Here is a 24,116-nt window from a genome sequence, read left to right as displayed (position 1 = left end):
GTGCAAACCGATGCAAGTATGGCTCCGAATTACAGTTCTGAGTTGGTTAAGGGAACATGCTCGTTAGAGCATCAGTAGCTTTTACCCGGCATTCATTTGTCGTTATAAGTCTAAGTGAAAGAGAAATTTGCGAATGAGAGCGCGAATCCTTCTCTTTAATTAGGGTGGTACCGCGAGACAACCTTCTCGTCCCTTTGTGGACGCGCAGGTTGTCTTTTTTGTATTTATCAGAATGAGGAGGATTAACTATGTTGATATGGGATCAGCTTACTGAAGTACAGCAGCAGGAAGTGGAACGCCAACTGATTATCATAAAACGAGGTGCTGCCGAAATCGTGCCTGAGGAAGCACTCAAGCAAAAGATCATGCGCGCTGTGGCTACAGGAAAGCCGTTAAAAGTGAAGCTTGGCTTAGATCCATCTGCGCCCGATATTCACATTGGTCATACCGTTGTTTTGCAGAAGCTGCGTCAATTTCAAGATTTGGGACATGAGGTTCAACTCATTATTGGAGATTTCACAGGACGCATCGGGGATCCAACCGGAAAATCAGAGACACGCAAACAGCTGTCAGAGGACGATGTTAAGCGCAATGCGCAAACGTATCAGACGCAATTGTCCAAAATATTAGATTTGACCAAGACCACCTTTTACTACAACTCATCTTGGCTTGGGGCGCTTAAATTCGATGATGTGCTGAAGCTAGCAGGGAAAGTAACGGTTGCACGCATGCTGGAGCGGGACGATTTTGCCAAAAGATACGCGGCTAATCAGCCCATTCACGTTCATGAGTTTTTCTACCCTTTAATGCAGGGCTATGACTCAGTCTCTCTTGAAAGTGACATTGAGCTAGGTGGAACCGATCAAACCTTCAATATTTTGATGGGCCGAACGCTTCAAAGTGCGTATGAGATTAAAGATGGTCAGGTAGCGATTCTGATGCCGCTGCTCGAAGGCTTGGATGGTGTTCAAAAAATGAGCAAAAGCTTGCGAAATTACATTGGCATCGATGAGCTTCCTAACGAAATTTTTGGCAAAACGATGTCGATCCCAGATTCGCTCATGACCAAATACTTCGAGTTAACAACGACCATCTCAAATGAATCCCTGCATGATCTCACACGAGGGCTAGAAGCAGGTGCCATCCATCCGAGAGATGCCAAGATGAAGCTGGCTAAGGAATATGTGCACATGTATCATGGTGCGCAGGCGGCTGAAGAGGCCGAGCAGCATTTCATCACCGTGTTCCAAAAGCGAGCTTTGCCCGAAGACATCGAAGATATGACACTAAGCATCAGCCAGTTGGAAGAAGGTCAAATCTCCATCATTAAGCTTCTTGTTTCACTCGAGCTGCAAGCCTCTAATGGGGAAGCAAGACGCAGTGTGGAACAAGGGGCAGTGAAGATCAATGAACAGAAGATCATGCAAATTCATGAACAAATAACCCCAAAGGATGGGGATATTATTCAGGTAGGGAAACGGAAATTCGTTAAGGTTAAGTTGATTTAAACGTGATGAAAAGGGCTCCTTGATAGCAGCATTCTGCTCCAAGAAGCCCTCACTCTTTCTACGATCAAAAAGTATCTATAGCCATTCTTTTTTACGAAATAATATATACATGCCTATGCCCAATGCACCCATGAATGCCAACACAATTTCATCGCCATGAGCCACATGAAGCCCGAGAATGTTATCAAAATTCATTCCGAACACGCCGGTAATGAATGTCAAAGGCATGAAAATCGTCGAAGTTGCTGTGAAAACGCGCATGATTTCATTCGCGCGGTTAGCGACGCTAGACTGATAGGCTTCTCGTAAGTTGCCCATGAGATCGCGCAGCGTATCAAACGTATCCACGATCTTTACGGCATTTTCATAAATGTCTCCGAAATATTTTTGCAGCTGATGGTCAATCAGTCTAAGCTCTTTCTTGCCAAGTGTTCCAATGACATCTCGCTGAGGAACCAGCACTTTTTTGAGCCATAAAATCTCTGAACGAAGACCGATAATTTCATTCAAATGCGACTTCTTCGTTGCCACCAGGATGTCTTCTTCCAGCTTTTCAATCTTGGCCTCGATACGGTCACCGACCGCCACATAATTATCGACGACAAGATCGACCAGATGGTATAGGAAACGATCAGCGCTGTTTACTTCCTCTTCCCAGAGAAAAGGTTTCAAAGCTCGAAGTTCATTAATTTTTTGTCTAGTAACGGTAATAATGACATGTTTGCTTAGAAATAGATTAAGTGCGCGAAGGAAAATTTCTTCATCATCAAATCGAATACTATTAATAACAATAAAATAATGGGAATCGTAGAACTCAATTTTGGGACGTTGTTCCTCTTCGCTTAAGCAATCCTCCACGGCCAAATCATGGAGATGGAACAAAGGTTGAAGGATCTCTAAGTCCTCTACCCCTGCATCAATCCAATAAAAGCCTCTTTCTGGAGGTGTTAGGGCGACAGTCACGTCATCAACCAACGTAAAAATGCCATTCTGAACCCACCGTGTTTTCATCTGATCCACCCCTTTGAATGGAATCAGCCGGTTAGTTCATCATTTAGAGCAAGGCTCCGGATGAAGGAATAACCGACTGCATTCCTACACTATTAAATTGTTTAAGATCCTTGCAGGTTCTACTCCTCGGTTCTCCGTCCAAACGTATGCCCTCCTTTTTCGTCCGTGTCGAATACTTGTCTAGTATAACCCTTCATATATCACGTTTCAAGCCATAAAAGTTTGCAGAAACTGGTAAAGTGTTGTTAAGATAAAGTATGGGAATAACGGTCAGTCGGTGTCAAAAAAATAGCCGCCATGACTCACATGGCGGCATTTAAAATTTTATTTTTAATTTCTTTGTAAATCTCAATTAATTCAGGATCACCGCGCTGCAGCAATTCTTCTTCACTGTTTGCACCGTAGATACGGCATAACAGGGCAGCAGCATCCTCTGCTTGCTGAATGGTTGGTTTTGTGGTTTCAATCAGAGTGAAAAATCGGTTTAATGAAGCAAAAGCGGAAAAGTTATCGATCGTTTGGGTTGACATAGGTGACCTCTTTTCATGAGATATGATTTATAAGTAGAGTGTTGTTATATATATTAGTGTTTTAATATCATATAACCCGTTTTTTAGATGGCTTAAACATTATTATTTGAGACATTTTGTATCAACCGTATCCTAAGGGGACAAACCGCTGCAAATTCTTTGCCCTAATTTCGCTTGACAAGTGTTTCATGCCTTGACTTTGGATGAATTTATAGTATGATAATTTTAATCGCATACGTTACATTTTCTTATCAAGAGTAGGTGGAGGGACTAGCCCTATGACACCCGGCAACCGACAAACCTTTGCAAGCAAAGGGACGCACGGTGCTAATTCTTGCGGAAACGCTGTTTAAAGCGAATCTGGGAGATAAGAGAAGGACATTGACTTTGATTTTCCATGGCCTTTCTCTGATTCCAGAGAAGGTCATTTTTGCATTTATTACCCATTTTCATCCATTTAAAACTAATGAAGAGGAGTGAACAGGATGCCGATCAAGATTCCTGACAACCTGCCTGCCAAAGAAATTTTAAACCAAGAGAACATCTTCACCATGGACGAATCCGTCGCGTATCACCAGGATATACGTCCACTTCGAATTGCTTTATTGAATCTGATGCCGACCAAAGAAACGACGGAAACGCAGCTGCTGCGCTTAATCGGGAATACGCCATTGCAGGTGGAATTCGTGCTTCTGCATCCTAAAACTCATACTTCTAAGAACACTTCCGTCGAGCATTTGGAAATGTTTTATAAAACATTTGACGATATTAAAGATGAAAAGCTGGATGGCATGATTATCACGGGTGCGCCTGTCGAACAGATGGAATTCGAAGATGTGAATTACTGGGAGGAATTGACGCAAATCCTGAATTGGAGCAAGCACAACGTCACTTCTACCTTGCATATTTGTTGGGCCGCTCAAGCGGGCTTGTATCATCATTTCGGTGTACGAAAGTTTGCACTCGAGAACAAGATGTTTGGTGTATTTCCTCATACTGTTCAGGTACCGAATACAAAGCTGCTGCGCGGCTTTGATGAAGTCTTTCATGTACCGCAATCGCGTCATACGGATATTCGTCGTGAAGACATTGAACAATGTCCTGATTTGGAAATTTTATCGGAATCTGAGGAGTCTGGTGTTTATATCGCCGCAACGCGAGATGGGAAGCATATTTTCGTAACAGGACATTCGGAATACGATGCTTGTTCATTAAAATGGGAGTACGATCGGGATGTGAGTAAAGGGCTTTCAATTGATATCCCCAAAAATTATTACCCAAATAATGATCCGAGCAGACTGCCATATAACACTTGGAGAGCGCACGCGAATCTTCTATTTTCCAATTGGTTGAACTACTACGTATATCAAGAAACACCATTTGAACTGAATGCTAACATCAACGAAAGCTTGGCAAGCTCACAATTGTAATTCGAACCCATACCCCTGAGGAGGAACTCCCTTTGTTGAAAATCGAAAGTCGTCTCGCTCAAATTGGCTCTATTGAAGAACCTGTTACTGGAGCTATCAGCTTCCCAGTCTACCAGGCTACTGCGTTCCGTCATCCGAAGCTTGGGCAAAGTACAGGATTCGACTATGCACGTACGAAAAGCCCGACACGCAAGGTGCTCGAAGATGCAATTGCTCAGCTGGAGTCAGGAGATGCGGGCTTTGCTTGTTCCTCAGGAATGGCTGCGCTGCAGACTATTTTTGCTTATTTCAGTCAAGGAGATCATCTGATTGTTTCCTTGGATTTATATGGCGGTACCTACCGTCTGCTTGAGAAAATCATGTCGCGCTTTGGTGTGACCGCTACGTATGTAGACACGAATGATTTAGATGGATTGGAAGCGGCTTATCAATCAAATACCAAAGGGCTTGTCATTGAGACACCGACGAATCCGCTGATGATGATTACAGACCTTGAGCTTGTGTGTACATGGGCTCGTAAAAAAGGCATCGTATCAATTGTCGATAACACCTTGTTAACACCGTATCTGCAACGTCCTATTGAGCTTGGTGCTGATATCGTCATTCATAGCGCCACCAAGTATCTCGGCGGTCATAATGACGTGCTCGCTGGACTCATCGTGACCAAGGGCAAAGAGCTCTCCGAGCAGATGGCTTTCCTGCACAACTCCATTGGTGCCGTGCTTGGACCGCAAGACAGCTGGCTACTTATGAGGGGAATGAAGACACTTGCGCTGCGCATGGAGCGTCATGAGCAGAATGCAACCGCAATCGCTAAGTTCTTATTGGAACACCCGCTCATCGGTGAAGTTTACTACCCAGCACTTGAAACGCACCCTGGTTATGCGATTCAGAACAAGCAGTCGAGTGGAAACACAGGTATTTTCTCCTTTAAAGTAACGGATGCGAGACTGATTGAACCGATTCTTCGTCATATCGAGCTCATTGCTTTCGCCGAAAGCTTAGGCGGTGTTGAATCACTTATGACCTATCCGGCTGTGCAAACACATGCGGATATTCCGCTTGAAATTCGTCAGCAAATCGGTGTAGATGACCGTCTTTTACGCTTCTCTGTGGGCATAGAGCATATTGATGATCTGATTGCGGATCTTTCAAATGCTCTCAGTAAGGCGCAAGCCGAATTGGAAGGAGATTCGCTATCATGAGCCATCCACAAGATAATAAACGTAAGCCGCATGGCAAATTTGCAACGAAGCTCATTCATTTCGGTGGAGAGATCGATGAAGCAACAGGGGCATCCAGTGTGCCTCTGTATCAAGCCTCAACCTTTCATCAAGCCGACTTAGAAGTCTCACCGGAGTATGACTATACCCGTTCCGGCAATCCAACCCGTCAAGCTTTGGAAGACTATATTGCATTACTCGAAGGAGGTACACGCGGATTTGCTTTCGCCTCGGGTATGGCAGCTATTTCATCAGCCTTCATGCTTTTATCGCAGGGTGATCATGTCATTTGTACCGAAGATGTTTATGGTGGTACTTATCGCCTGCTGACAACGATTATGAATCGTATGGGCGTTGAGTCGACATTCGTTGATATGACTGATATCGCTCAAGTACGTGCAGCACTGCGATCTAACACAAGAGCCGTATTTATCGAGACACCTTCGAATCCGACACTCCGAATTACAGACATCGCCGAAGTCGCTGCTTTTGCTAAAGAGCATGATTTGCTTACGATGCTGGATAATACGTTTATGACCCCTTACCATCAGCGGCCAATCGAGCTGGGTATTGATATTGTGCTGCATAGCGCAACGAAGTTCCTGGGCGGACACAGTGACGTTCTGGCTGGGCTGGCTGTAGTTGCTAACGACAGTCTAGGGCGCAGAATGAAACAAATTCAGAATGGCATGGGGAACGTACTAGGCATTCAAGATTCTTGGCTGTTGATCCGTGGGATGAAAACCTTGCAGGCTCGTATGGAAATGTCCGAAACTAGTGCCCGTAGACTGGCAAATTGGCTTTCAGAGCAGCCTGATATTGATGTTGTTTACTACCCGGGACTTCCGAACCACCCTCGTAGAGACGTTCATGAAAAGCAGTCTTTAGGCTATGGAGCGGTTGTTTCGTTCGATGTTGGTTCCGGAGAGAAAGCGAAAAAGCTATTAAGCAAAGTGCGTATTCCTCTCGTTGCAGTAAGCCTGGGCGCAGTGGAGAGCATCTTGTCCTATCCGGCTATGATGTCGCATGCCTCGATGCCGAAGGAAGTTCGCTTACAGCGCGGCATTACGGACGGTCTTGTACGGTATTCGGTAGGTCTTGAAGATATCGAAGACATTATTGAAGATTTGGAACAAGCCCTCCGCGGTTAGACCTCCATGAATTCGAAAAATAGTCATATTTGAAATGGAATACGCCTTGGTAAAAGCAGCATATTGCTGCTTTTTTGGCATGAATATGGTACGATGAGTGGATACAAGCTTTCAGAAAGTAAAGGAGTGAGTAGCCTATGAAACCGATTGATCGCATTTTAAATAAAGCACAGTCAGGCGGACGAATTGATGTAGAGGAATGTATTACGCTGTTCGAATCCGATCAAATAGAAAAGATTGGCGACACCGCCAACCAGATTATGAAGAAATGGCATCCCGATCCCATAACGACCTTCGTCATTGGGCGGAATATTAATTATACGAATATTTGTGATGTTTATTGCAGATTTTGCGCGTTTTACCGTCCACCCGGTTCATCAGAAGGTTACGTATTGCCGGATGAAACCATTTTCCAGAAGATCCAAGAGACTCTGGATGTAGATGGAACCGAAATCCTCATGCAGGGCGGCACAAATCCGAATCTTCCATTCAGCTATTACACGAATATCCTTCGAGAAATTAAGAAGCGTTTTGATATTACGATGCATTCTTTCTCGCCAGCTGAAATTATGAAAATGAAAGATGTTTCAGATGGTTTATCTTTAGAGGAAGTCGTTCGTCAATTGCACGAAGCAGGACTCGATTCTTTGCCGGGTGGCGGAGCAGAAATTCTGGATGATCGCACTAGACGTAAAATTAGTAAGCTAAAAGGGTCATGGCGTGATTGGATGGACGTTATGCAAACCGCTCACAAAATTGGTATGCATACAACGGGTACTATGGTTATTGGTTTTGGCGAATCTATGGAAGAGCGCGCGCTTCACATGCTGCGCATCCGGGATGCGCAAGATGATGTTCTGTTCCAGAAGCTAAATACACCAGGCTTCCTAGCTTTTATTCCGTGGACATTCCAACCGGATAATACGAATATGAAGGCAGAGAAAGTAACGCCTGAGGAGTATTTGAAGACGTTGGCGATTAGCCGAATTATGCTCGACAACATTCCTAACTTCCAATCGTCATGGGTGACGATGGGACCTGAAGTGGGCAAACAAACGCTGAGCTATGGCTGCAACGACTTTGGAAGTACGATGATTGAGGAGAACGTAGTCTCCGCGGCGGGTACAACCCACAAGGTCAACGTTAACTCCACGCTGCGAATCATTCGCGAAGCAGGTAAAATTCCAGCTCAGCGGAATACGAAATACCAAACATTGCGTGTGTTTGATGACGAGTCGCTTGTTATTGATAAAGATTTCGTGATGCAAAACTAATAATGTAATTTTGGAGAGCAGCTGCGGCTGCTCTCTTTTCGTTTTAAATGCACATGCATTTACTTGGACAAGTTATGAAAAAATTAATGTTATTTTCATGTTTGTTTCTGAAAAAGGAGTATAATCGAAGTAGTTCACAATTTAGACAAAAATGATAGGAGTGATTCTTGTGAAACTATTCAAAAATTTTCTTCAAGGATTTTTTTATGCTTTTGTCTCAATTGGTGCACTTCCGTTCTTGCTTGTAAAAAGTATTTTTGAATCATACTTAGGATAATGGCAGAAGGCGATTAAAATGTCGTGATGCAAAACTAGCTAATAAATACAAAAAAACGCTTCCAACTTGGACGCGTTTTTTTACTTGCGAGATTGGAATATATTCACTCAAGATTTGATGAAAAATAGATGATTGGAAATGGCAAATTGTTCGTTGTATATCTGATTCCTATCGACCATATACTCTTAGGAGGAGGACGTATTGATGAAGGGAGTTAGCCTATGGAACTGTTTGCCATTGTTGTAATGAATGCCGATGAGGCCTATGTACGTTCGCTAAGCGCTCAGATAGAACGTGAGCTGCAGCTTTTACATATCGCTGAAAGTGGAGTAACTGCCCCATTTGATCTACATGATACACATGCGTACATTCGAATAGAAGTGAGGATGAATGAAAGAGAAATATCTTCTGTTCACAAAGAACTAAGAGAAGGACTGGCTGTCGTTTTGGCTAATCATATCATCGCAGAGAAGGAATCGCTTATCTTGCGTGATTTGATTGTTAAAGAATTTAAATATGAAGCCATAGATGATTTGGAAGCCATTGAAGGGTACTGCAAGCAATCCATGTGTGCGGAGGCGGTCATTGAGGAATTGCCTATTTTGAATGGCAGCTCAGCAAGACAACGCCGCAAACAAATGTTATCGGAGCAGCTCGTGCAAACTCTAGAGGAAACTCCTCGGTTAAGCTTAGATGGCTTCCTTAAATTTCGCTTACAGGATTATACGGAGGAGCTGCGAGAGATAGCTGAGTATGCCATCGATGAATTCATGATGGATCGCCAGTATCAAGAATTTATATCTCTGTTGCAGTACTTCGTTTATATTCAGGAAGCCAAGATCCCAGTTGCTCATCTTATACATAAAGGCGGGCATGAGTTTGTCATCCTGAATGATCAGCTTGAACTCATAGACGCGAATGAATTCGATACAACCTTTAAGCTGGAAGTACTTGAAAAAGATATTAATTTCGAGGACATGATTGTTAGCACACTCATTACGGTATCTCCGGCAAATATCTACATCCATACACGAGATCCCGAATTAACGATCATCAAGACGATTAGACAAATATTTGAAGATCGAACAACGGTTTGCTCCTATTGTCGAACTTGTGACATCTTCTTGGGCGAAGCCAAGAAACAAGATCAACTGTCCCCTTGACCTTGAGCGAAGAGGCAATTATAATAGTGATCGAAGGCGTTAATATCAAAGACATGAACTTTCTGCAAGAACTGCTCAGAGAGAGGAGACTAGGCTGCAATCTCCTTCAGCTATTCAGATCGTTTACCCCTTTGTAGCCGTATTGTGGAATTCGACCTGACTTGCAGGATCGTTAGTATACAATACCGGAGTCATTCCCGTTACCGAATGCTGATGAGGATTCGCCTTACCCCTGTGGGCATGCAGCGAATCGAACTAGGGTGGAACCACGAGCTGAGCGCACTCGTCCCTTTTGGGATGCAGTGTGCTTTTTTGCGTTCAAAAAATGAAACAAAAGCGGAAAGACTTTGAGCGTAGCTCAAAGATCCCAAAGCGGAGAGACTTTGGGCTACGCCCAAAGATCCCAATATTAGGAGGAACAAAAATGGTTGTACAAGTGAAATTACCAGATGGAGCGGTTAGAGAGTACGCAGTTGGAACGACCATTGAGCAAGTGGCGGAATCCATTTCATCCGGACTGAAGAAAAATGCGATTGGCGGCAAAGTTAACGGGAAATCTGTGGATCTGTCGTTCTCTTTGGAAAATGATGCAGACGTAGAAATTCTAACGCTCGACAGCGAAGCGGGATTAGAGATGTATCGTCACAGCACAGCGCATTTGATGGCACAGGCGATTAAACGTATTTATGGTGAAAAAGCGGTTAAATTAGGGATTGGACCTGTCATTGAAGACGGATTTTACTATGATATCGATTTGGACACACCGCTTAATCCCGAAGATTTGGTGAAAATCGAGAAGGAAATGGAACGTATTTCCGGTGAGAACCTGGCGATTACTCGCCGCGTTGTTTCCCGTGAGGAAGCGATTCGCATTTTCACTGAAATGGAAGATCCGTTTAAGCTGGAATTGATTCGTGATCTGCCGGAAGACTCGGTACTTACGATCTATGACCAGGGTGAATTCTTTGATTTATGCCGCGGACCGCATCTGCCATCAACTGGCCGAATCAAAGCGTTCAAATTATTGAGCGTTGCTGGTGCTTACTGGCGTGGAGATGCGAAAAACAAAATGCTGCAGCGTATTTACGGCACTGCTTTCCCTAAGAAAGCGCAGCTGGATGAGCATTTGCATCTTTTGGAAGAGGCTAAGAAACGTGATCACCGTAAGTTGGGAAGAGAGCTTAAAATGTTTGCTTTTTCACGTGAGGTTGGGCAAGGGTTACCGCTTTGGCTGCCAAACGGTGCTAAATTGAGACGTACAATGGAACGTTATATTGTCGACCTGGAAGAACGTTTGGGTTACCAACACGTTTACACGCCAGTTCTCGCTAATGTTGAGTTGTACAAAACATCCGGCCACTGGGATCATTACAGCGAGGATATGTTCCCGAAAATGGTGATGGACAACGAGGAGCTTGTTCTACGTCCAATGAACTGTCCACATCACATGATGGTTTATAAAAGCGATATGCGCAGCTACCGCGATCTGCCGATCCGGATTGCTGAGCTTGGAACTATGCACCGTTATGAAATGTCAGGTGCTTTAACAGGTCTACACCGTGTTCGTGCCATGACACTGAATGACGCTCATATTTTCTGCCGTTTGGATCAAATTAAAGAAGAGTTCTCCCGCGTTGTGAACTTGATTCGTCAGGTTTATGCGGATTTCGGAATTACAGAGTACCGTTTCCGTCTTTCCTATCGGGATCCTAAGGATACAGAAAAGTATTTCCAAGATGATCAAATGTGGGAAACTTCCCAACGCATGCTGCGTGAGGTTGTTGAAGAGCTAGGACTTGATTTCTACGAGGCTGAAGGTGAAGCTGCCTTCTATGGTCCTAAACTAGACGTTCAAATCAAAACAGCGCTCAAGAAAGAAGAAACACTTTCAACAGCGCAAATTGATTTCTTGCTCCCTGAGCGCTTCCAGCTTGAATACACTGGTGAAGATGGTCAAAAGCATCGCCCAGTCGTTATTCACAGAGGGATTATTAGTACTATGGAGCGTATGACAGCCTTCTTGCTTGAGAATTTCGCTGGTGCGCTGCCAACTTGGTTAATGCCTATCCAAGCCAAAGTCATTCCGGTATCTCCGGCATTCGAAGAATTCTCGAATCTCGTGACTGAGCGTCTACGAGAAGCTGGTATTCGAGTTGAGGCAGATAATCGTAATGAGAAGCTGGGATATAAGATTAGAGAAGCGCAGCTGGAGAAGATTCCTTATATGCTAGTCGTCGGTGAAAACGAAGTGAAGAGCGAGAGCTTATCGATTCGAAAACGTGGTCAAGGGGATCTAGGAACCCATCCGATTGAACAGGTGATTGGCATGATTAATGAGGAAATAAGCAAGAAGCTTTAAGACTCATAACCTATAAATGAAGCAGAGAAGATATTCTTCTCTGCTTTTTTTGTTTTCAAATTCAGTTAATTGGGTATGTATAGGGGAGCGTGAATAGGACACCTTAAACATTGAGTCTGCAACCGGAGGTTTAAAGGTGGTAGGTATTGGACAACCTGCAATAGTAGGGGAGGTATTAAAAAATAGTAATGTTAACCAATTTTTTGACTCAGTCTAAATGGTTTAGTGCGTCGATCATCGTTGTTCTGATGGCACTTTTCGGACAAGAGACGACGGGCAAAAGTGACCAAAGCTACACGACGGTAAACTCCGTCACCCATATACAAGATCAGCAGCAAAAGGTTATTCCGGCTAAAACGGCACCTGCTTCACTGCCGGTTGCTCAAGAAAACCTGCAACAAATCAATTATCGTTATGTTCCAAAGTTAGACTCAGATTTGTCCAAGCTCAAGGCAGTCGAAGTGATAGCCACCGGTTATTTTGCAGGGAAGGAATCAACAGGGAAAAATCCGGATCATCCTGAGTACGGGATCACGTATTCAGGTATTAAGGTAAAGCGGGATGATAAATCTTTATCAACGATCGCAGCAGACACGAACGTTTTTCCGCTTGGAACTGTCTTGTTTATTCCCGGTTATGGCTATGGCGTTGTTGCAGATACAGGCAGCGCAATTAAAGGTAAGAAAATTGATCTGTATTTCGACACAAAGGATCAGGTTTATAAAGAATGGGGCAAGAAGACGGTTAAAGTATTTATTGTCAAAGAAGGACATGGGAAAGTGACTGAACTCATCTGGAATCAACTAAAGGATGAGATTATAGCACCTACCAAATCGCTATAACGAAAATTAGCTTTTCAATAAGCCGGACATTTCCATCATAAAATCTCCTGTTTGGGAAATCCTAATCTTACAGGAGGTGATTGAACATGGCTAAGAACAAGAATAACAAGAATAGAAATTTGAGTTCGAATGTAGCTCAAGACGTAGAATTTGCTGCGGAAACATCAGCAACCAACAAACAGCAACAAACGAATACTCAAAACCAAAACAAATAATGAAATATCAATAAGCATAAAGTGATGGAAGAACAGAGATCTGAAAAGGTCTCTGTTTTTTATTTCTTTTCAACATCTCCTATTTTCGATATAATGTAACAAAAACTAACATTAGGTTCCTTTTGGGAGGAGTTCCATTGCTTATGCGCGCAGAAATGAAACACAAAGCTTGGTTATATGCTCTTATTCTCATTGGTATTACAGTAAGTGTAATCGAGTTATTTACTTCCTCTCGATGGTTTACGGCTGTAAGTTTGGCTGTTTTTTTGTTTATAGGTATAGTTTCTTGGCTAAGTTCCAGATCATCAAGGTCATCCAATAGCCTCGATAATAAGGGCCAACAAGAGCAATTCCGAACGTTTATACAAGAATCTCAGGTTGTAGCGGATAGATTAGCAGCTGCTGTTGAAGAAGTGAATCGGTCGATCGGACATCTTTTGCATATAGCCGATGCTTCAATTCAAGGGGAAGAGGATCTGAAGATTCGAAGTAATCAAGCTGTTGGACAGCTGCAGGAAGCATTCGCTGCGATTCAGCAGGTAGCGGCTGCAGCAGATCAAATTCTAGATTCGTCCTTACATATGCATCAAGAGAGTGAGCAAACCAAAGATACGGTAGTTGATGTATGTCGGTCACTGAATGCCACGGATGAAGTTATGAATGATCTACATATTAATAATGATACCATGCAGAAGAAGATTCAAGATTTGACAGGACATACATCAAAAATTGAAGAGATCAATACATTTATTGCAGAAGTAGTTTCTCAAACCTCGCTGCTCGCGCTTAATGCATCCATTGAAGCAGCCAGAGCGGGTGAGCATGGACGAGGCTTTTCTGTGGTCGCACAGGAAATTAAGAAGCTGGCCACACAAAGTCACGAAGCGGTTACGAAATCTTCCGAACTATTGGCATCAATCGAGAGCGGTGTTTCACAAGTCGTGACAGCAGTTGCTGAAGAGAAAGCATCCGTCGCTCATGGGATAGCTGAGATGAAAATAATAAAAGACAAGATCGATACGATCTTCGCGTTGATTCTGAATGTGAATAGTCTTGTATCGAGTACAACAAGCTCCACTCAAACTCAGTCCTCGCTTGTCTCAGGTACAAGAACATCCCTGGGTCAAGTTGTTGATTTGATGAATGAGACGATGTCTAGTGTGGAGATTACCTTGGATCAAATGAAAAAGCAGCGCCATGAAGTTTCGATGCTGCAGCATATCAACCAAAATCTAGATCGTTCCTCTAAGGAACTGATACAGGCGATACAAGCAGTAGGTATGCAAAATAAAGAAGGTACGATTCATGTAAATATCCAGGAAATGAAGCAAGTACTTAGCTCACTTGTGCTAATACCTGACATAACTTCATTGCTTGATACTAAGCATGCTTCCCATTTAGGCACTATTTTGCAGAAAACGGCCGGAATTGAAGCCATCTGGTCTAACCGCGCGGATGGAACCTTCATCTATTCGATGCCTGAGGCAGGGCTAGTTAATGCAAAGGGCAGAGAGTGGTGGAAGCGTGCAATGGGGGGAGAACTGTTCGTTTCTCCAGAATACGTGTCAGCTATTACCAAAAAACCATGTATCACGATGTCGAAAGCAATAATAGATGACACGGGAACCCCTGTTGGTGTTGTAGGAATCGATTTAATATTGAAATAAAGGTTCTCAAATCGACTGTTTTGGTGTAAAATAAGATTACTGTTATAAATCTTGACACGGGGAGATAGGTGAGTGGTCATGCTGAATGCTTTGCGATTGGACGGAAAACCTCAAAAAACACCAAGGAAAGCTGCAGAGGTACTTCCTTTCTTGGAAGCTTACATTGTCCGCAAGGAACAGCAGGTCCTGGATATTGAGCAGGTAGTAGAGCGCTACGAAATCAAAAGAATGAAAGAAGAGCGCGCTTATCAGACCATGTCATCATTTCGCCGCATGTTTTCTGGTAAGAAACCTGATCATCATCTTGCAGTCGAATATATCCACTATGTGAAGAAACCCATGGAGCAAGTTAGGAAGCTTAGAGCTGAAATTGCCCATGCGAGACAAATTATGAATGAATCCAAACCAGGCGATGTGATCTCAGTACCGGATGAGATTGAAGAGCTGCTTTCTTAATACAAACAAAAAAACCTTCCATTAGGAAGGTTTTTTATTGTTGTCATTGACCTTTCTTTAGTTGTTCTAAGTCCAGAAATCCATCCTCTTGGCTGTAAGCCGGAACACCATGGATACCGACGTCTAATCCGACTAATTCCTCATCTCTACTAACTCGAAGCGGAACGATAAGTTGAATTAGCTTCATACAACCCCATGTAATAACGAATCCCCATATACAAACGGTAACAAGCCCTAAAGCTTGAACACCTAGTAGGCTGAAGCCGCCGCCATAGAATAAACCAGCAGTACCTTCCCGGATGGCGTCAGGCTGCGCGAATAATCCTACAGCGAGAGTCCCGATGCTGCCGCTGATACCATGAACTGGAAAGGCACCGACTGGATCATCAATCCGTCTAGCTTCTAGCATTTCTGTTGCATAAACCATGGCGATTCCGCAAATAGCTCCGATCAAAATGGCCGCAGCATCACTAACGAAAGCACAGCCTGCGGTAATGCCAACGAGCCCTGCAAGAGCGCCGTTGATAACCATAGGGGGATCGGCTTTACGGTAACGCATCATGGTGAATAGAATGCACGTTGCGCTGCCCGCTGCTGCCGCCAGCATGGTGGTTACTGCAATGTGGCCGATCGAAGTGTTGGTGGCACTTAGTGTGCTTCCAGAGTTAAAGCCGAACCAACCGAACCAAAGGATAAATGCGCCTACTGAGGCAAGCGGCAAATTAGACGGTGGTACAATGTTAGCCGTGCCGCTAGCGGAAAATTTGCCAATCCGCGGACCAATGATCATAGCTGCGGCAAGAGCAGAGAAGCCGCCAAGTGCGTGAATGACAGCTGAACCTGCGAAATCAACCATGCCTAATTTGCCGAGCCATCCATTGACGGCCCAAACCCAGTGGCCAGCAATCGGGTAAATTAAACCAGTCATTGCGATGGTGTATAGAATGTAAGCACGGAAGTTGATGCGTTCGGCTACTGCCCCAGATACGATCGAGATCACAGCGATAACAAAAGCGCACTGGAATAGCCAATAAGTTTCATGTGAGATATTTAAAACGATATGTGTTAAATCTCCTCCCATGAAGAAGCCGGTAGTTCCAACAAGTCCGGAAACATCTTTCCCGTACATAAGAGCGAAGCCAAATAAGTAAAAAATAAGTGCTCCGAAAGAGATATCAACAAATACTTTCATGATGATACTTACCGCATTTTTTTGTCTGACGAAACCAGCCTCCAATAAAGCGAAGCCGCCTTCCATCAATAGAATCATGGCAGCTGTCAGAACCACCCATATGGTATCTAGGCCGCTAGAAAGCTGTTGGATTGCATCCATAATCTGATCTCTCCTTATGTTTGAGGAATTGTTTGCACCAATTATACGGTTCTGATGATAAGCATGTCAACGAAATGCGTAAGAATACATAACATATGATGGCTATTGTTCGTTTTTGAAATAGTTGATGTCAGTTATTCATTTATTTCTGCGAAAACTCAGTCTCTAGACCGAGGAAACCTTCAATCTCTCGTCTCTTTTCATTCATGGCAGTATCTTATAAACTAGAGGTATCTTAACGACGTTGTACACAAATGGAGGAAGAAGTATGAATCCGCATATGTTTCAAAGAATAATTTGGGGTCTTGTCCTCGTAACGGCAGGTGTCCTTTACTTACTTAACCAATTAGGGTTTATTGATATTGATCTTGCTTATATGTTTTCCACTTATTGGCCTGTCATTCTTATTTTCTACGGTCTCGTTGGATTTGTTTGGCAGCGTAGGTATCATTGGGGAGGCTCAATATGGAGTTTACTCGTGTGCTGTATGGGAACGATCTTTCTTCTGAAGAATTTAAAGCTGACTGATCGATCGGTGGGAGAGATGTTTCAGATTTTGGGACCTATTGCCTTAATCCTATTTGGATTAAATGTGATTTTTAAACCTAGCAAGAAAGAGTCACCGGATTGGCCTTCTATTAAAGAGGCGAAGGATCAAGTTAGACAGGCAAGACGTGAGGCTAGAAGATTGCAGCATGAAAAACATAGAAATCCATGGGATCAACCTAAATGGAGTGATGGAGCGCCATCACCTACAAAAGAGAAGGAGCGCGATAATAAATCCACTTTTAATGAAGTAAAGCATGAGCTCAGCGACGAAGAAAAAGCCGTACTCAAGGATATTCATGGCGAGTTTCATGATAAGCATATGTGGGATGTGCCAGACGCGCCGGGGGAACCAAATCCAAGTAGACAACCTCAGCCGCTGCAACAGCCGCAAACGCATGCTTTTAACCATCATGGGCACAAGTACGATGATTTCGTACGTAACTTCAACTCTGGTGATGTGCTTCATCGGCATGGTTTTATCGGAGATGTGCATCTGGGACAAGAAGCTTGGGAACTGAAGCCGATTCAGATCTCACATTTCATTGGTGATTCTGTCATAGATCTTACTCGCGCAGCCATTCCTTTGGGAGAGACAACCATTCATGTTTCAGCATTTATTGGGGATGTGAAAATATTCATACCTAATGATATTGATGTTGAGGTTCGCGTAATGGCAAGTTCTTTTATCGGGGATATGAAAGTGCTTGATCGGCGTGAGAGTGGGTTTCTGCGCAGCGTGAGAACGCAGACCTCGCACTATGAAGAGGCTGACCGGAAAATAATTGTAACCACGAGCATGTTTATTGGTGACATTACAATCAAAAAGATAGGTTAAGGATGGAGCATGTACAAATTGCGAATGTTCAATATGAAGTGGCAGCTGCTGAATTACTTTCTTATCTCGAGTTTACTTACGGTATCTAGCATATATATTGTGCTTGAATATTATAAGGAGGAGCTTGTTTCTTGGCAGTTCCGAATGTGGTTCGTCATAGCCATTCTCTTGGTCTGTCTAACGGTGGGTTATGTTGCGACCAAAAGATGGCAGCGTAAAGTGGATGAGCTGCATGTGGCCATGCTCGAATTGTCCAAGGGGAATTTCTCCAGCCGGATTGAAATGGAACCCGTAGAACCATTCTTGTATTTGTATGATGCTTTTAATAACATGGCCTCTGCCGTTGAAGAGCGCATTCAGCTGCTGCAAAAATTGGGTGAGGCCGAGGCGATTCGGGATCAGGAGCTCACTGAAAATGCTGTGCTTGAGGAGAGACGCCGACTGGCGCGAGATTTGCACGATACGGTTAGTCAAGAGCTGTTCGCCATTCATATGTCAGCATCCTCATTACCCAAAATTTTGGAGAGAAACCCGGATGCGGCACCGGGCGTTATGAATCAGCTTATTCAAATGTCTCACCATGCCCAGAAGCAGATGCGCGGACTCATTTCGCAATTAAGACCCATCGAATTGGGAGATATGAGCTTACAAGAAGCCCTAGAGAAATGGTTTCCGGAATATTGCCGAAACCATGAACTGCAGGGCATGCTTGATGTTTCTCTGCATGAAACGATATCTGAAGCGATTGAACATCAATTTTTCCTCATTATACAAGAAGGTCTTGCGAACGTAGTTAAGCATGCTTCTGCCAAGCAAGTTCGCCTAGCTATATATGAAAGAGAGCATCAGTATGTGCTTCAGCTGCAGGATGACGGTCAAGGCTTTGAACGTAGAGACATTCCATCGGCTTCACATGGTTTATCAACAATGAGAGAACGAGCGCAAAAGCTTGGTGGGGAAGTGGAGATAGACAGCAAGTTAGGATCTGGAACTCGAGTTAGAGTACGCATTCCGCGTTTTACGGGACAGTCGAGCTTTCTAATGAAGGAAAGAGGTGGGGAAATAAATGAGCAGTAATATTAAAGTGATGATCGTTGATGATCACGACATGGTTCGGGTGGGGCTTCGAACCTACATCTCACTAGAACCCGGTTTGGAAGTTGTAGGGGAAGCAAGCAATGGGCAGGATGCGTTCGATAAGTTAAATCAAGAACTCTCTCATCATTTGCCGGATGTCATTTTGATGGATCTAACCATGCCGGTTCTGGATGGTATAGGCGCCACCAAGTTGATTTGCGGGAAATTTCCACAGGTTAAGGTTATTATGCTGACCAGCTTCTTGGAGGAAGCGAAGGTTCTTGAAGCTGTCGAATCGGGTGCCATCAGTTATATGCTGAAGACGGTTTCATCCGACCAATTGATTCATGCGATTCTGAGTGCTTACCGCGGTATGCCGGTTATGAACTCAGAAGTGTCCTTGGCGCTTACAAGAGGGATTAGGCAGCGTAATAGTACACCCGAGGAAGAAGGGTTGACTTCGCGCGAGAGAGAGGTATTGCTTTTAATTGCAGAGGGAAAAAGTAATAAAGATATTTCAGAAGAGCTTTTTATTAGTATCAAAACGGTCAAAACACACGTCAGCAACCTTCTAATGAAGTGTGAATTAGAGGATCGGACTCAGCTTGCTATCTTCGCTCACCGCAAAGGCTTGGTTTGATAATAAGGAACGTAACACACATAAAATCAAGATTTTGACACATTCTATGCGTAAGTAAAATAATATGAGCGCTTAAGGAGTGTCTGAATGAAAACAATATCATCATCATTGGAGCAGGTTCAAGAATCTTTCGACAGTGTCCGTGAGCACCTGCATGAATTCGATTTTGCTCTTGGCGGTAATTGGGATTACGATCATGGCTATTTTGACCACTACTTAGATGAAGATCATCTAGTTTGGCTGCGTATTCCTTTTCAAGTTGTGACAGGAAGGATTGATGGCGACGCCGAATCGACGGATGCGATCGTCGAAGTGGGAACTCCTTTCGTACTGAAGCATGTTTATAATGAAGGACTTAGCCAGGATGCGGAAGCTGAAACCTATGGCGCATTGATCGATCAATTCCAAACCCCGCTTGATCCCGATGCCAAAATCGAAGATAAATGGGTGAAAGAAGCAGCTGGATTGCTCCATAAAGTGGAACAAGCTTGGATACAATGAGTTAGCCCTTTTTTTACCTCCATTTTATTGTTTTTTAATATTCGTTTAAGGTTGTAGGTGCATGATAGAACTACAGAGAGCAAGACATAACCCTTCAAGAACATGCACTTATAACTTTATTAATCAAATGGAGGTAAGAACTATGGAAGACAATAAGAAAGACTATAGCGACTTCTTTAAGCCGCAGAACGACAATAGCAGTAACAATGATCGCGTTAATCGAAATGATTCTAATCATCAAGACCCGCAAGATCCACAAGATCCTAACAAAGCAAGACCTTCCTACTATTATTCGTATGGCCCTTACAAGTCGGCTTTTAACGAAGAAAACGAAGGGCATTCGCTTACAACTTCTTCTTCTGGAACTGAGGGAACCTCCAGTGTTGAAGTTACTCCGCCTAAGAACTTGCGTCCTTTCAGTTTTGGACCTGAAGCAGGCGTTCCCCAAGGCTCAGGTCCTTGGGATCCAAACGCAAGAAAGCGTTCATCTGTGAAAAGCGTTTTCGCAGCTTTCATGGCAGGCGCCCTGGTCGTAGGTGCACTTATGTTCAGCGCTGATAAAATGAATTTGTTTACTGGCAATCAGCCTTTAGCTTCGGGCAGCTCCACAGCAGCTGCGACGAAGAGCGGGAGCAGTAATGGAGGCGAAGTGAAAAATGTTGGGCTGGATGTTGTTCGTCCAGGGAACATTTCAGCTATTGCACAGAACGCTGGGCCTGCGATTGTTAAAGTGGAATCTCTCGTGAAACCAAAGCAAACAAACCGTGGCGGTAATTCCCTCTTTGATGATCCGTTCTTCCGTCAATTCTTTGGGGATAATGGCGGCGGTAATACAACGCCTAACAATAATCAGAATAATTCCGGCAATGGCGAACTGCAGCCGGCAGGTATGGGAACAGGGTTTATTTTCGAAAAAACCGGATATATTTTAACCAATGAGCACGTTGTGGATGGCGCTGATGAGATTCAAGTTACGGTAGAAGGTTATGATAAGCCATTTAAAGCTAAATTGTTAGGTAATAGCTACGATTTGGATTTGGCTGTACTCAAAATCGAAGGCGATAAAGAGTTTCCAATCCTCCCGCTTGGTAAGGCTGAAGATGTGAATGTTGGGGATTGGGTTGTAGCCATCGGTAATCCATACGGCTTCGACCACACGGTTACTGTAGGTGTGCTTAGTGCGAAGGAGCGTCCTATCAGTATTCCAGATGCGAAAGGAACTCGCGAGTATAAGCACTTACTGCAAACGGACGCATCCATTAACCCAGGTAACTCCGGAGGACCTTTACTGAACTTGAATGGTGAAGTTATTGGTATTAATACGGCCGTTAGTTCTCAAGCGCAAGGAATTGGTTTCGCCATTCCTACTAGCACAATTTCTTCCGTTCTTGAGAATCTTAAAAACAATGTTAAAATTCCTAAAGAACCGGTTCCTTACTTAGGTGTAGGCCTACAAGATATTGGTAAAGACTGGGTAAGTGAATTGAAGCTTTCGAACACAGACGGGGCATTAGTTGGCAGTGTTCAACGTAAAAGTCCTGCTTTCCAAGCTGGTCTGCGTCAATACGATGTCATTGTAGATGTTAACGGAGCCAAGGTGAAAAATTCGCAGGAATTGATTACCAAAGTTCAGGCAGCGAAAGTTGGCGACAAGGTCACTTTAGGACTTATTCGAGACGGCAAGCGTATGGAAGTACCTATTACAGTTGGGGATAAAAATGCGCTAGCCGAGACACCTGCCCAATAATAAAAAGAAAAATTAGAGAGATAAATGAAGGTTAGTTCGGAATAAAAGGAAGTGGAGTCCCGCGGCCGCAAGCTTGCAGGCTCTGCTTCTTTTTGCTTGGATAGCGGAATTTGTTACAATGGTTGAAAGAAGGGTGGTCCAGTCGATGAGAGAGAACATAATGGTTATTGATGATGATGAGAAAATTACGTCTATGTTGAGACGAGGTTTGGCTTTTGAAGGATATTCCGTCGTCACAGCGACCAATGGTGCGGATGGCCTCAAGCAAATGTTAACATCGGAACCACATCTGGTGATCTTGGACGTCATGATGCCGCATATTGATGGCTGGGAGGTCGTTAGTCGAGTGCGTGAAAGCGGCAGCGAGGTACCGATTCTTATGCTTACAGCAAAAGATGAAGTCAGCGATCGCGTGAAAGGCTTGGATCTTGGGGCAGACGATTATTTGGTCAAGCCGTTTGCGCTTGAAGAGCTGCTCGCAAGAGTGCGTGTACTTCTTAGGAGGAGAACAGAGCGTCCAGAGCAGCAAACGAATAGATTGAGTTATGAGGATACAATTTTGGATTTGGATACACGTGAGGTGTTCCGCGGTGAGAAACTGATTGAGTTAACAACCAAGGAGTTTGATTTACTTCACTTGTTTATGCAGAATCCGAAGCGTGTCCTTTCACGGGATATTATTATGGAAAAAATATGGGGCTACGATTATAGCGGTGAATCCAATGTTCTGGAGGTTTATATCGCGCTGCTGCGCCAAAAGACCGAAGAATTTGGCCATAAACGATTGATTCAAACGGTTCGGGGGGCAGGCTACGTATTGAGAGGGGAAACTTAATATGTCTCTTCGCTTGCGTCTAACGCTTTGGTATTCAGGTATATTGGCACTAACCATGCTGCTCTTTGGCATTGTCCTTTATTTTTTCTTGAATTACTTCCTATACGATCAAATTCGCCAGGATGTGAAAAGGGAAGCACAGAACACTTCGTTGCGTATTCAGAAGAGCTTTGCCCTTTCGCAGAAGGGACTCGTCGTTGATTTGGAGCTAGAAAGCAGAGATTTCTACTCTACGAATACGTTTCTGCAATTATATAATGTTGCACTCAAAAAATTTAATCGCTCGGCTAACTTACAAATCTATGATGTTTCTTTGCCTTTAGCCAAGAATACGATTGATAAATTAAGCTCTGAGGATGGTTTTTTCGAAAAGACAAAAGTACTAGGGCAAGATTTCCTCATTTATAATCAAGCGATCAGATCAGATGACCAGAACCAACTCATCGGGGTTCTTCAAGCGGCTGTACCGATTAGCAGTTATGAAAAAACGTCCGTTACCCTTGGGTATACGCTGATGATTTGGGCATTACTCACGATTATTGTGGCAGCTTCACTTGGATGGTTCTTGGCGCGCAAAGCGCTCAAGCCGATCGAACGCGTCATTGACGCCGCGAATCAAATAGGAAGCAGCGATGATCTGGAGAAGCGTATCCACTATGACGGTCCACTTGATGAGATTGGGCGCTTGACGGAGACGATCAATGGGATGCTCTCTCGTATTGAGATCACCTATCTGGAATTAGATGAAGCGTACCGCGCTCAGCGCCGGTTCGTATCGGACGCTTCTCATGAGCTGAGAACACCGCTTACAACGATTCGAGGAAATGTCGACTTGTTAGAAAAGATGTGGAAGCAAACTTCGGGGAGTACAGAACTTGCTACGCCTGATCAAATGCAGATGTCACTCGAGGCCATGCATGATATTGCAGGTGAAGCACAGCGAATGAGCAGACTAGTCAATGATCTTCTGGCTCTGGCGAGAGCAGATGCCGGCGTTCTTATGGAGAAGAAGCCAGTTGAGATCATGCCGCTCGTTCAAGAAGTGGTAAGGCGGGCTCAATTGCTAGAGCATACTGCTGATTGGCAAGTGGGTGATCTAGATGCACTAGAACATGCGGTCGTGCAAGGGAACCGGGATTACTTGCAGCAACTGTTGTTTATTTTCATCGAAAATGCGTTCAAGTATACACCTGCTGGAACCGTAAGGTTCGAGGCGTCGCGAACGGATAGTTTTATTGGTATTCGGATTACCGATACGGGAATTGGCATGGATAAAGAGGATATTCCTCATATTTTCGACCGATTTTATCGCGCAGATTTATCCAGGGGACTGACGTCAGGAACTGGACTTGGTTTATCGATCGCCAAATGGATTATTGATGAACACGGCGGGTCTATTGAAGTGACAACGCGCAAAGACGAGGGAAGTACCTTTATGATTTGGCTCCCAGCAAACTTTCCTCTCTCCGTATAATCAGCTATAATGAAAGAAA

The 24,116-nt window shown here is 43.9% G+C and carries 21 protein-coding genes, 1 riboswitch and 1 other annotated feature (1 of these 23 only partly in view); of the genes, 18 read left to right on the top strand and 3 right to left on the bottom strand.

All coding sequences use genetic code 11. The features are described from left to right. Window positions 1-197: a binding site (T-box leader), on the top strand; it begins 60 nt to the left of the window's first position. 51 nt (window positions 198-248) lie between these two features. Continuing rightward, the gene (gene tyrS, locus ASG85_RS24665; RefSeq protein ID WP_060648017.1) at window positions 249-1,508 is read left to right on the top strand and encodes a tyrosine--tRNA ligase; all 1,260 of its coding nucleotides are present in this window, start codon (window positions 249-251) and stop codon (window positions 1,506-1,508) included. Between the two features lie 75 nt (window positions 1,509-1,583). On the opposite strand, the gene corA is transcribed toward tyrS, so the two are convergent. Continuing rightward, the gene (corA, locus tag ASG85_RS24660) at window positions 1,584-2,519 is read right to left on the bottom strand and encodes a magnesium/cobalt transporter CorA (protein WP_060648016.1); all 936 of its coding nucleotides are present in this window, start codon (window positions 2,517-2,519) and stop codon (window positions 1,584-1,586) included. A 302-nt stretch (window positions 2,520-2,821) separates the two neighbouring features. Further along, window positions 2,822-3,049 (bottom strand): hypothetical protein, encoded by a 228-nt coding sequence (locus tag ASG85_RS24655; RefSeq protein ID WP_057304830.1) that lies wholly within the window; start codon window positions 3,047-3,049, stop codon window positions 2,822-2,824. A gap of 245 nt (window positions 3,050-3,294) precedes the next feature. Then, window positions 3,295-3,423, top strand: a riboswitch (SAM riboswitch). A 111-nt stretch (window positions 3,424-3,534) separates the two neighbouring features. Here ASG85_RS24655 and metA point away from each other — a divergent pair. The 10 genes from metA to ASG85_RS24610 all read left to right on the top strand — a co-directional run bounded on the left by metA (window position 3,535) and on the right by ASG85_RS24610 (window position 15,106). Continuing rightward, the gene (gene metA, locus ASG85_RS24650) at window positions 3,535-4,479 is read left to right on the top strand and encodes a homoserine O-acetyltransferase MetA (RefSeq protein ID WP_057304831.1); all 945 of its coding nucleotides are present in this window, start codon (window positions 3,535-3,537) and stop codon (window positions 4,477-4,479) included. A 35-nt stretch (window positions 4,480-4,514) separates the two neighbouring features. Continuing rightward, window positions 4,515-5,684, top strand: a complete 1,170-nt coding sequence (locus tag ASG85_RS24645) for an aminotransferase class I/II-fold pyridoxal phosphate-dependent enzyme (RefSeq protein WP_060648103.1) — start codon at window positions 4,515-4,517, stop codon at window positions 5,682-5,684. Next, window positions 5,681-6,853 carry a trans-sulfuration enzyme family protein gene (locus ASG85_RS24640; RefSeq protein ID WP_060648015.1) on the top strand — a complete coding sequence of 391 codons (1,173 nt, stop codon included), beginning with the start codon at window positions 5,681-5,683 and terminating at the stop codon, window positions 6,851-6,853. The genes ASG85_RS24645 and ASG85_RS24640 overlap by 4 nt, the downstream gene beginning before the upstream one ends. Window positions 6,854-6,990: 137 nt before the next feature. Next, window positions 6,991-8,127 (top strand): cyclic dehypoxanthinyl futalosine synthase, encoded by a 1,137-nt coding sequence (gene mqnC, locus ASG85_RS24635; RefSeq protein WP_057304833.1) that lies wholly within the window; start codon window positions 6,991-6,993, stop codon window positions 8,125-8,127. A 498-nt stretch (window positions 8,128-8,625) separates the two neighbouring features. Next, window positions 8,626-9,567 carry a putative sporulation protein YtxC gene (gene ytxC, locus ASG85_RS24630; protein ID WP_060648014.1) on the top strand — a complete coding sequence of 314 codons (942 nt, stop codon included), beginning with the start codon at window positions 8,626-8,628 and terminating at the stop codon, window positions 9,565-9,567. A 424-nt stretch (window positions 9,568-9,991) separates the two neighbouring features. Continuing rightward, the gene (thrS, locus tag ASG85_RS24625) at window positions 9,992-11,926 is read left to right on the top strand and encodes a threonine--tRNA ligase (RefSeq protein ID WP_057304835.1); all 1,935 of its coding nucleotides are present in this window, start codon (window positions 9,992-9,994) and stop codon (window positions 11,924-11,926) included. Between the two features lie 182 nt (window positions 11,927-12,108). Further along, complete coding sequence (locus ASG85_RS24620; RefSeq protein WP_414858792.1) at window positions 12,109-12,768, top strand: 3D domain-containing protein; 660 nt, start codon at window positions 12,109-12,111, stop codon at window positions 12,766-12,768. Between the two features lie 86 nt (window positions 12,769-12,854). Continuing rightward, the gene (locus ASG85_RS39640) at window positions 12,855-12,983 is read left to right on the top strand and encodes a hypothetical protein (protein WP_268795912.1); all 129 of its coding nucleotides are present in this window, start codon (window positions 12,855-12,857) and stop codon (window positions 12,981-12,983) included. Window positions 12,984-13,126: 143 nt separating this feature from the next. Continuing rightward, a complete protein-coding gene (locus ASG85_RS24615) occupies window positions 13,127-14,650 on the top strand; it encodes a methyl-accepting chemotaxis protein (RefSeq protein ID WP_060648012.1) in 1,524 nt (507 codons plus the stop codon). Window positions 14,651-14,728: 78 nt separating this feature from the next. Further along, the gene (locus tag ASG85_RS24610) at window positions 14,729-15,106 is read left to right on the top strand and encodes a hypothetical protein (protein ID WP_057305109.1); all 378 of its coding nucleotides are present in this window, start codon (window positions 14,729-14,731) and stop codon (window positions 15,104-15,106) included. 43 nt (window positions 15,107-15,149) lie between these two features. Here ASG85_RS24610 and ASG85_RS24605 read toward each other — a convergent pair whose 3' ends face one another. Further along, the gene (locus ASG85_RS24605; RefSeq protein WP_060648011.1) at window positions 15,150-16,439 is read right to left on the bottom strand and encodes an ammonium transporter; all 1,290 of its coding nucleotides are present in this window, start codon (window positions 16,437-16,439) and stop codon (window positions 15,150-15,152) included. Between the two features lie 268 nt (window positions 16,440-16,707). Between ASG85_RS24605 and liaF the strand changes: the two genes are divergently transcribed. The 7 genes from liaF (at window position 16,708) to ASG85_RS24570 (ending at window position 24,097) form a co-directional block, all read left to right on the top strand. Further along, window positions 16,708-17,823, top strand: coding sequence for a cell wall-active antibiotics response protein LiaF (gene liaF, locus ASG85_RS24600; protein ID WP_060648010.1), 1,116 nt, complete (start codon window positions 16,708-16,710; stop codon window positions 17,821-17,823). A gap of 9 nt (window positions 17,824-17,832) precedes the next feature. Next, complete coding sequence (locus ASG85_RS24595; RefSeq protein WP_057304840.1) at window positions 17,833-18,900, top strand: HAMP domain-containing sensor histidine kinase; 1,068 nt, start codon at window positions 17,833-17,835, stop codon at window positions 18,898-18,900. After that, a complete protein-coding gene (locus ASG85_RS24590) occupies window positions 18,890-19,540 on the top strand; it encodes a response regulator transcription factor (protein WP_057304841.1) in 651 nt (216 codons plus the stop codon). Before ASG85_RS24595 ends, ASG85_RS24590 begins: the two co-directional genes overlap by 11 nt. Before the next feature lie 87 nt (window positions 19,541-19,627). Continuing rightward, complete coding sequence (locus ASG85_RS24585) at window positions 19,628-20,041, top strand: YugN family protein (protein ID WP_057304842.1); 414 nt, start codon at window positions 19,628-19,630, stop codon at window positions 20,039-20,041. Between the two features lie 142 nt (window positions 20,042-20,183). Beyond that, entirely contained in the window at window positions 20,184-21,788 is a 1,605-nt protein-coding gene (locus ASG85_RS24580) for a S1C family serine protease (RefSeq protein ID WP_060648009.1), read from the top strand. 145 nt (window positions 21,789-21,933) lie between these two features. Then, on the top strand, window positions 21,934-22,623 hold the full coding sequence (locus ASG85_RS24575; RefSeq protein ID WP_060648008.1) for a response regulator transcription factor: 690 nt from the start codon (window positions 21,934-21,936) through the stop codon (window positions 22,621-22,623). Between the two features lies 1 nt (window position 22,624). Continuing rightward, a complete protein-coding gene (locus ASG85_RS24570; protein ID WP_057304845.1) occupies window positions 22,625-24,097 on the top strand; it encodes a sensor histidine kinase in 1,473 nt (490 codons plus the stop codon). Window positions 24,098-24,116 lie beyond the last annotated feature (19 nt).

The organism is Paenibacillus sp. Soil724D2, from assembly GCF_001427935.1.
Taxonomy (GTDB): Bacteria; Bacillota; Bacilli; order Paenibacillales; family NBRC-103111; genus Paenibacillus_E.
Note: the sequence above shows the minus strand (reverse complement) of the source record. Positions and strands in the feature narration are given on the sequence as shown.

What these genes read in the sequence shown, in the direction of transcription:
- ASG85_RS39640 (WP_268795912.1), top strand. Translation starts at nt 12,855, where the DNA reads ATGGCTAAGAACAAGAATAACAAGAATAGAAATTTGAGTTCGAATGTA.
- ASG85_RS24595 (WP_057304840.1), top strand. Translation starts at nt 17,833, where the DNA reads ATGTACAAATTGCGAATGTTCAATATGAAGTGGCAGCTGCTGAATTAC.
- ASG85_RS24585 (WP_057304842.1), top strand. Translation starts at nt 19,628, where the DNA reads ATGAAAACAATATCATCATCATTGGAGCAGGTTCAAGAATCTTTCGAC.
- ASG85_RS24640 (WP_060648015.1), top strand. Translation starts at nt 5,681, where the DNA reads ATGAGCCATCCACAAGATAATAAACGTAAGCCGCATGGCAAATTTGCA.
- metA (WP_057304831.1), top strand. Translation starts at nt 3,535, where the DNA reads ATGCCGATCAAGATTCCTGACAACCTGCCTGCCAAAGAAATTTTAAAC.
- ASG85_RS24570 (WP_057304845.1), top strand. Translation starts at nt 22,625, where the DNA reads ATGTCTCTTCGCTTGCGTCTAACGCTTTGGTATTCAGGTATATTGGCA.
- ASG85_RS24615 (WP_060648012.1), top strand. Translation starts at nt 13,127, where the DNA reads ATGCGCGCAGAAATGAAACACAAAGCTTGGTTATATGCTCTTATTCTC.
- ytxC (WP_060648014.1), top strand. Translation starts at nt 8,626, where the DNA reads ATGGAACTGTTTGCCATTGTTGTAATGAATGCCGATGAGGCCTATGTA.
- ASG85_RS24580 (WP_060648009.1), top strand. Translation starts at nt 20,184, where the DNA reads ATGGAAGACAATAAGAAAGACTATAGCGACTTCTTTAAGCCGCAGAAC.
- ASG85_RS24575 (WP_060648008.1), top strand. Translation starts at nt 21,934, where the DNA reads ATGAGAGAGAACATAATGGTTATTGATGATGATGAGAAAATTACGTCT.
- ASG85_RS24655 (WP_057304830.1), bottom strand. Translation starts at nt 3,049, where the DNA reads ATGTCAACCCAAACGATCGATAACTTTTCCGCTTTTGCTTCATTAAAC.
- thrS (WP_057304835.1), top strand. Translation starts at nt 9,992, where the DNA reads ATGGTTGTACAAGTGAAATTACCAGATGGAGCGGTTAGAGAGTACGCA.
- mqnC (WP_057304833.1), top strand. Translation starts at nt 6,991, where the DNA reads ATGAAACCGATTGATCGCATTTTAAATAAAGCACAGTCAGGCGGACGA.
- corA (WP_060648016.1), bottom strand. Translation starts at nt 2,519, where the DNA reads ATGAAAACACGGTGGGTTCAGAATGGCATTTTTACGTTGGTTGATGAC.
- ASG85_RS24610 (WP_057305109.1), top strand. Translation starts at nt 14,729, where the DNA reads ATGCTGAATGCTTTGCGATTGGACGGAAAACCTCAAAAAACACCAAGG.
- ASG85_RS24590 (WP_057304841.1), top strand. Translation starts at nt 18,890, where the DNA reads ATGAGCAGTAATATTAAAGTGATGATCGTTGATGATCACGACATGGTT.
- liaF (WP_060648010.1), top strand. Translation starts at nt 16,708, where the DNA reads ATGAATCCGCATATGTTTCAAAGAATAATTTGGGGTCTTGTCCTCGTA.
- tyrS (WP_060648017.1), top strand. Translation starts at nt 249, where the DNA reads ATGTTGATATGGGATCAGCTTACTGAAGTACAGCAGCAGGAAGTGGAA.
- ASG85_RS24605 (WP_060648011.1), bottom strand. Translation starts at nt 16,439, where the DNA reads ATGGATGCAATCCAACAGCTTTCTAGCGGCCTAGATACCATATGGGTG.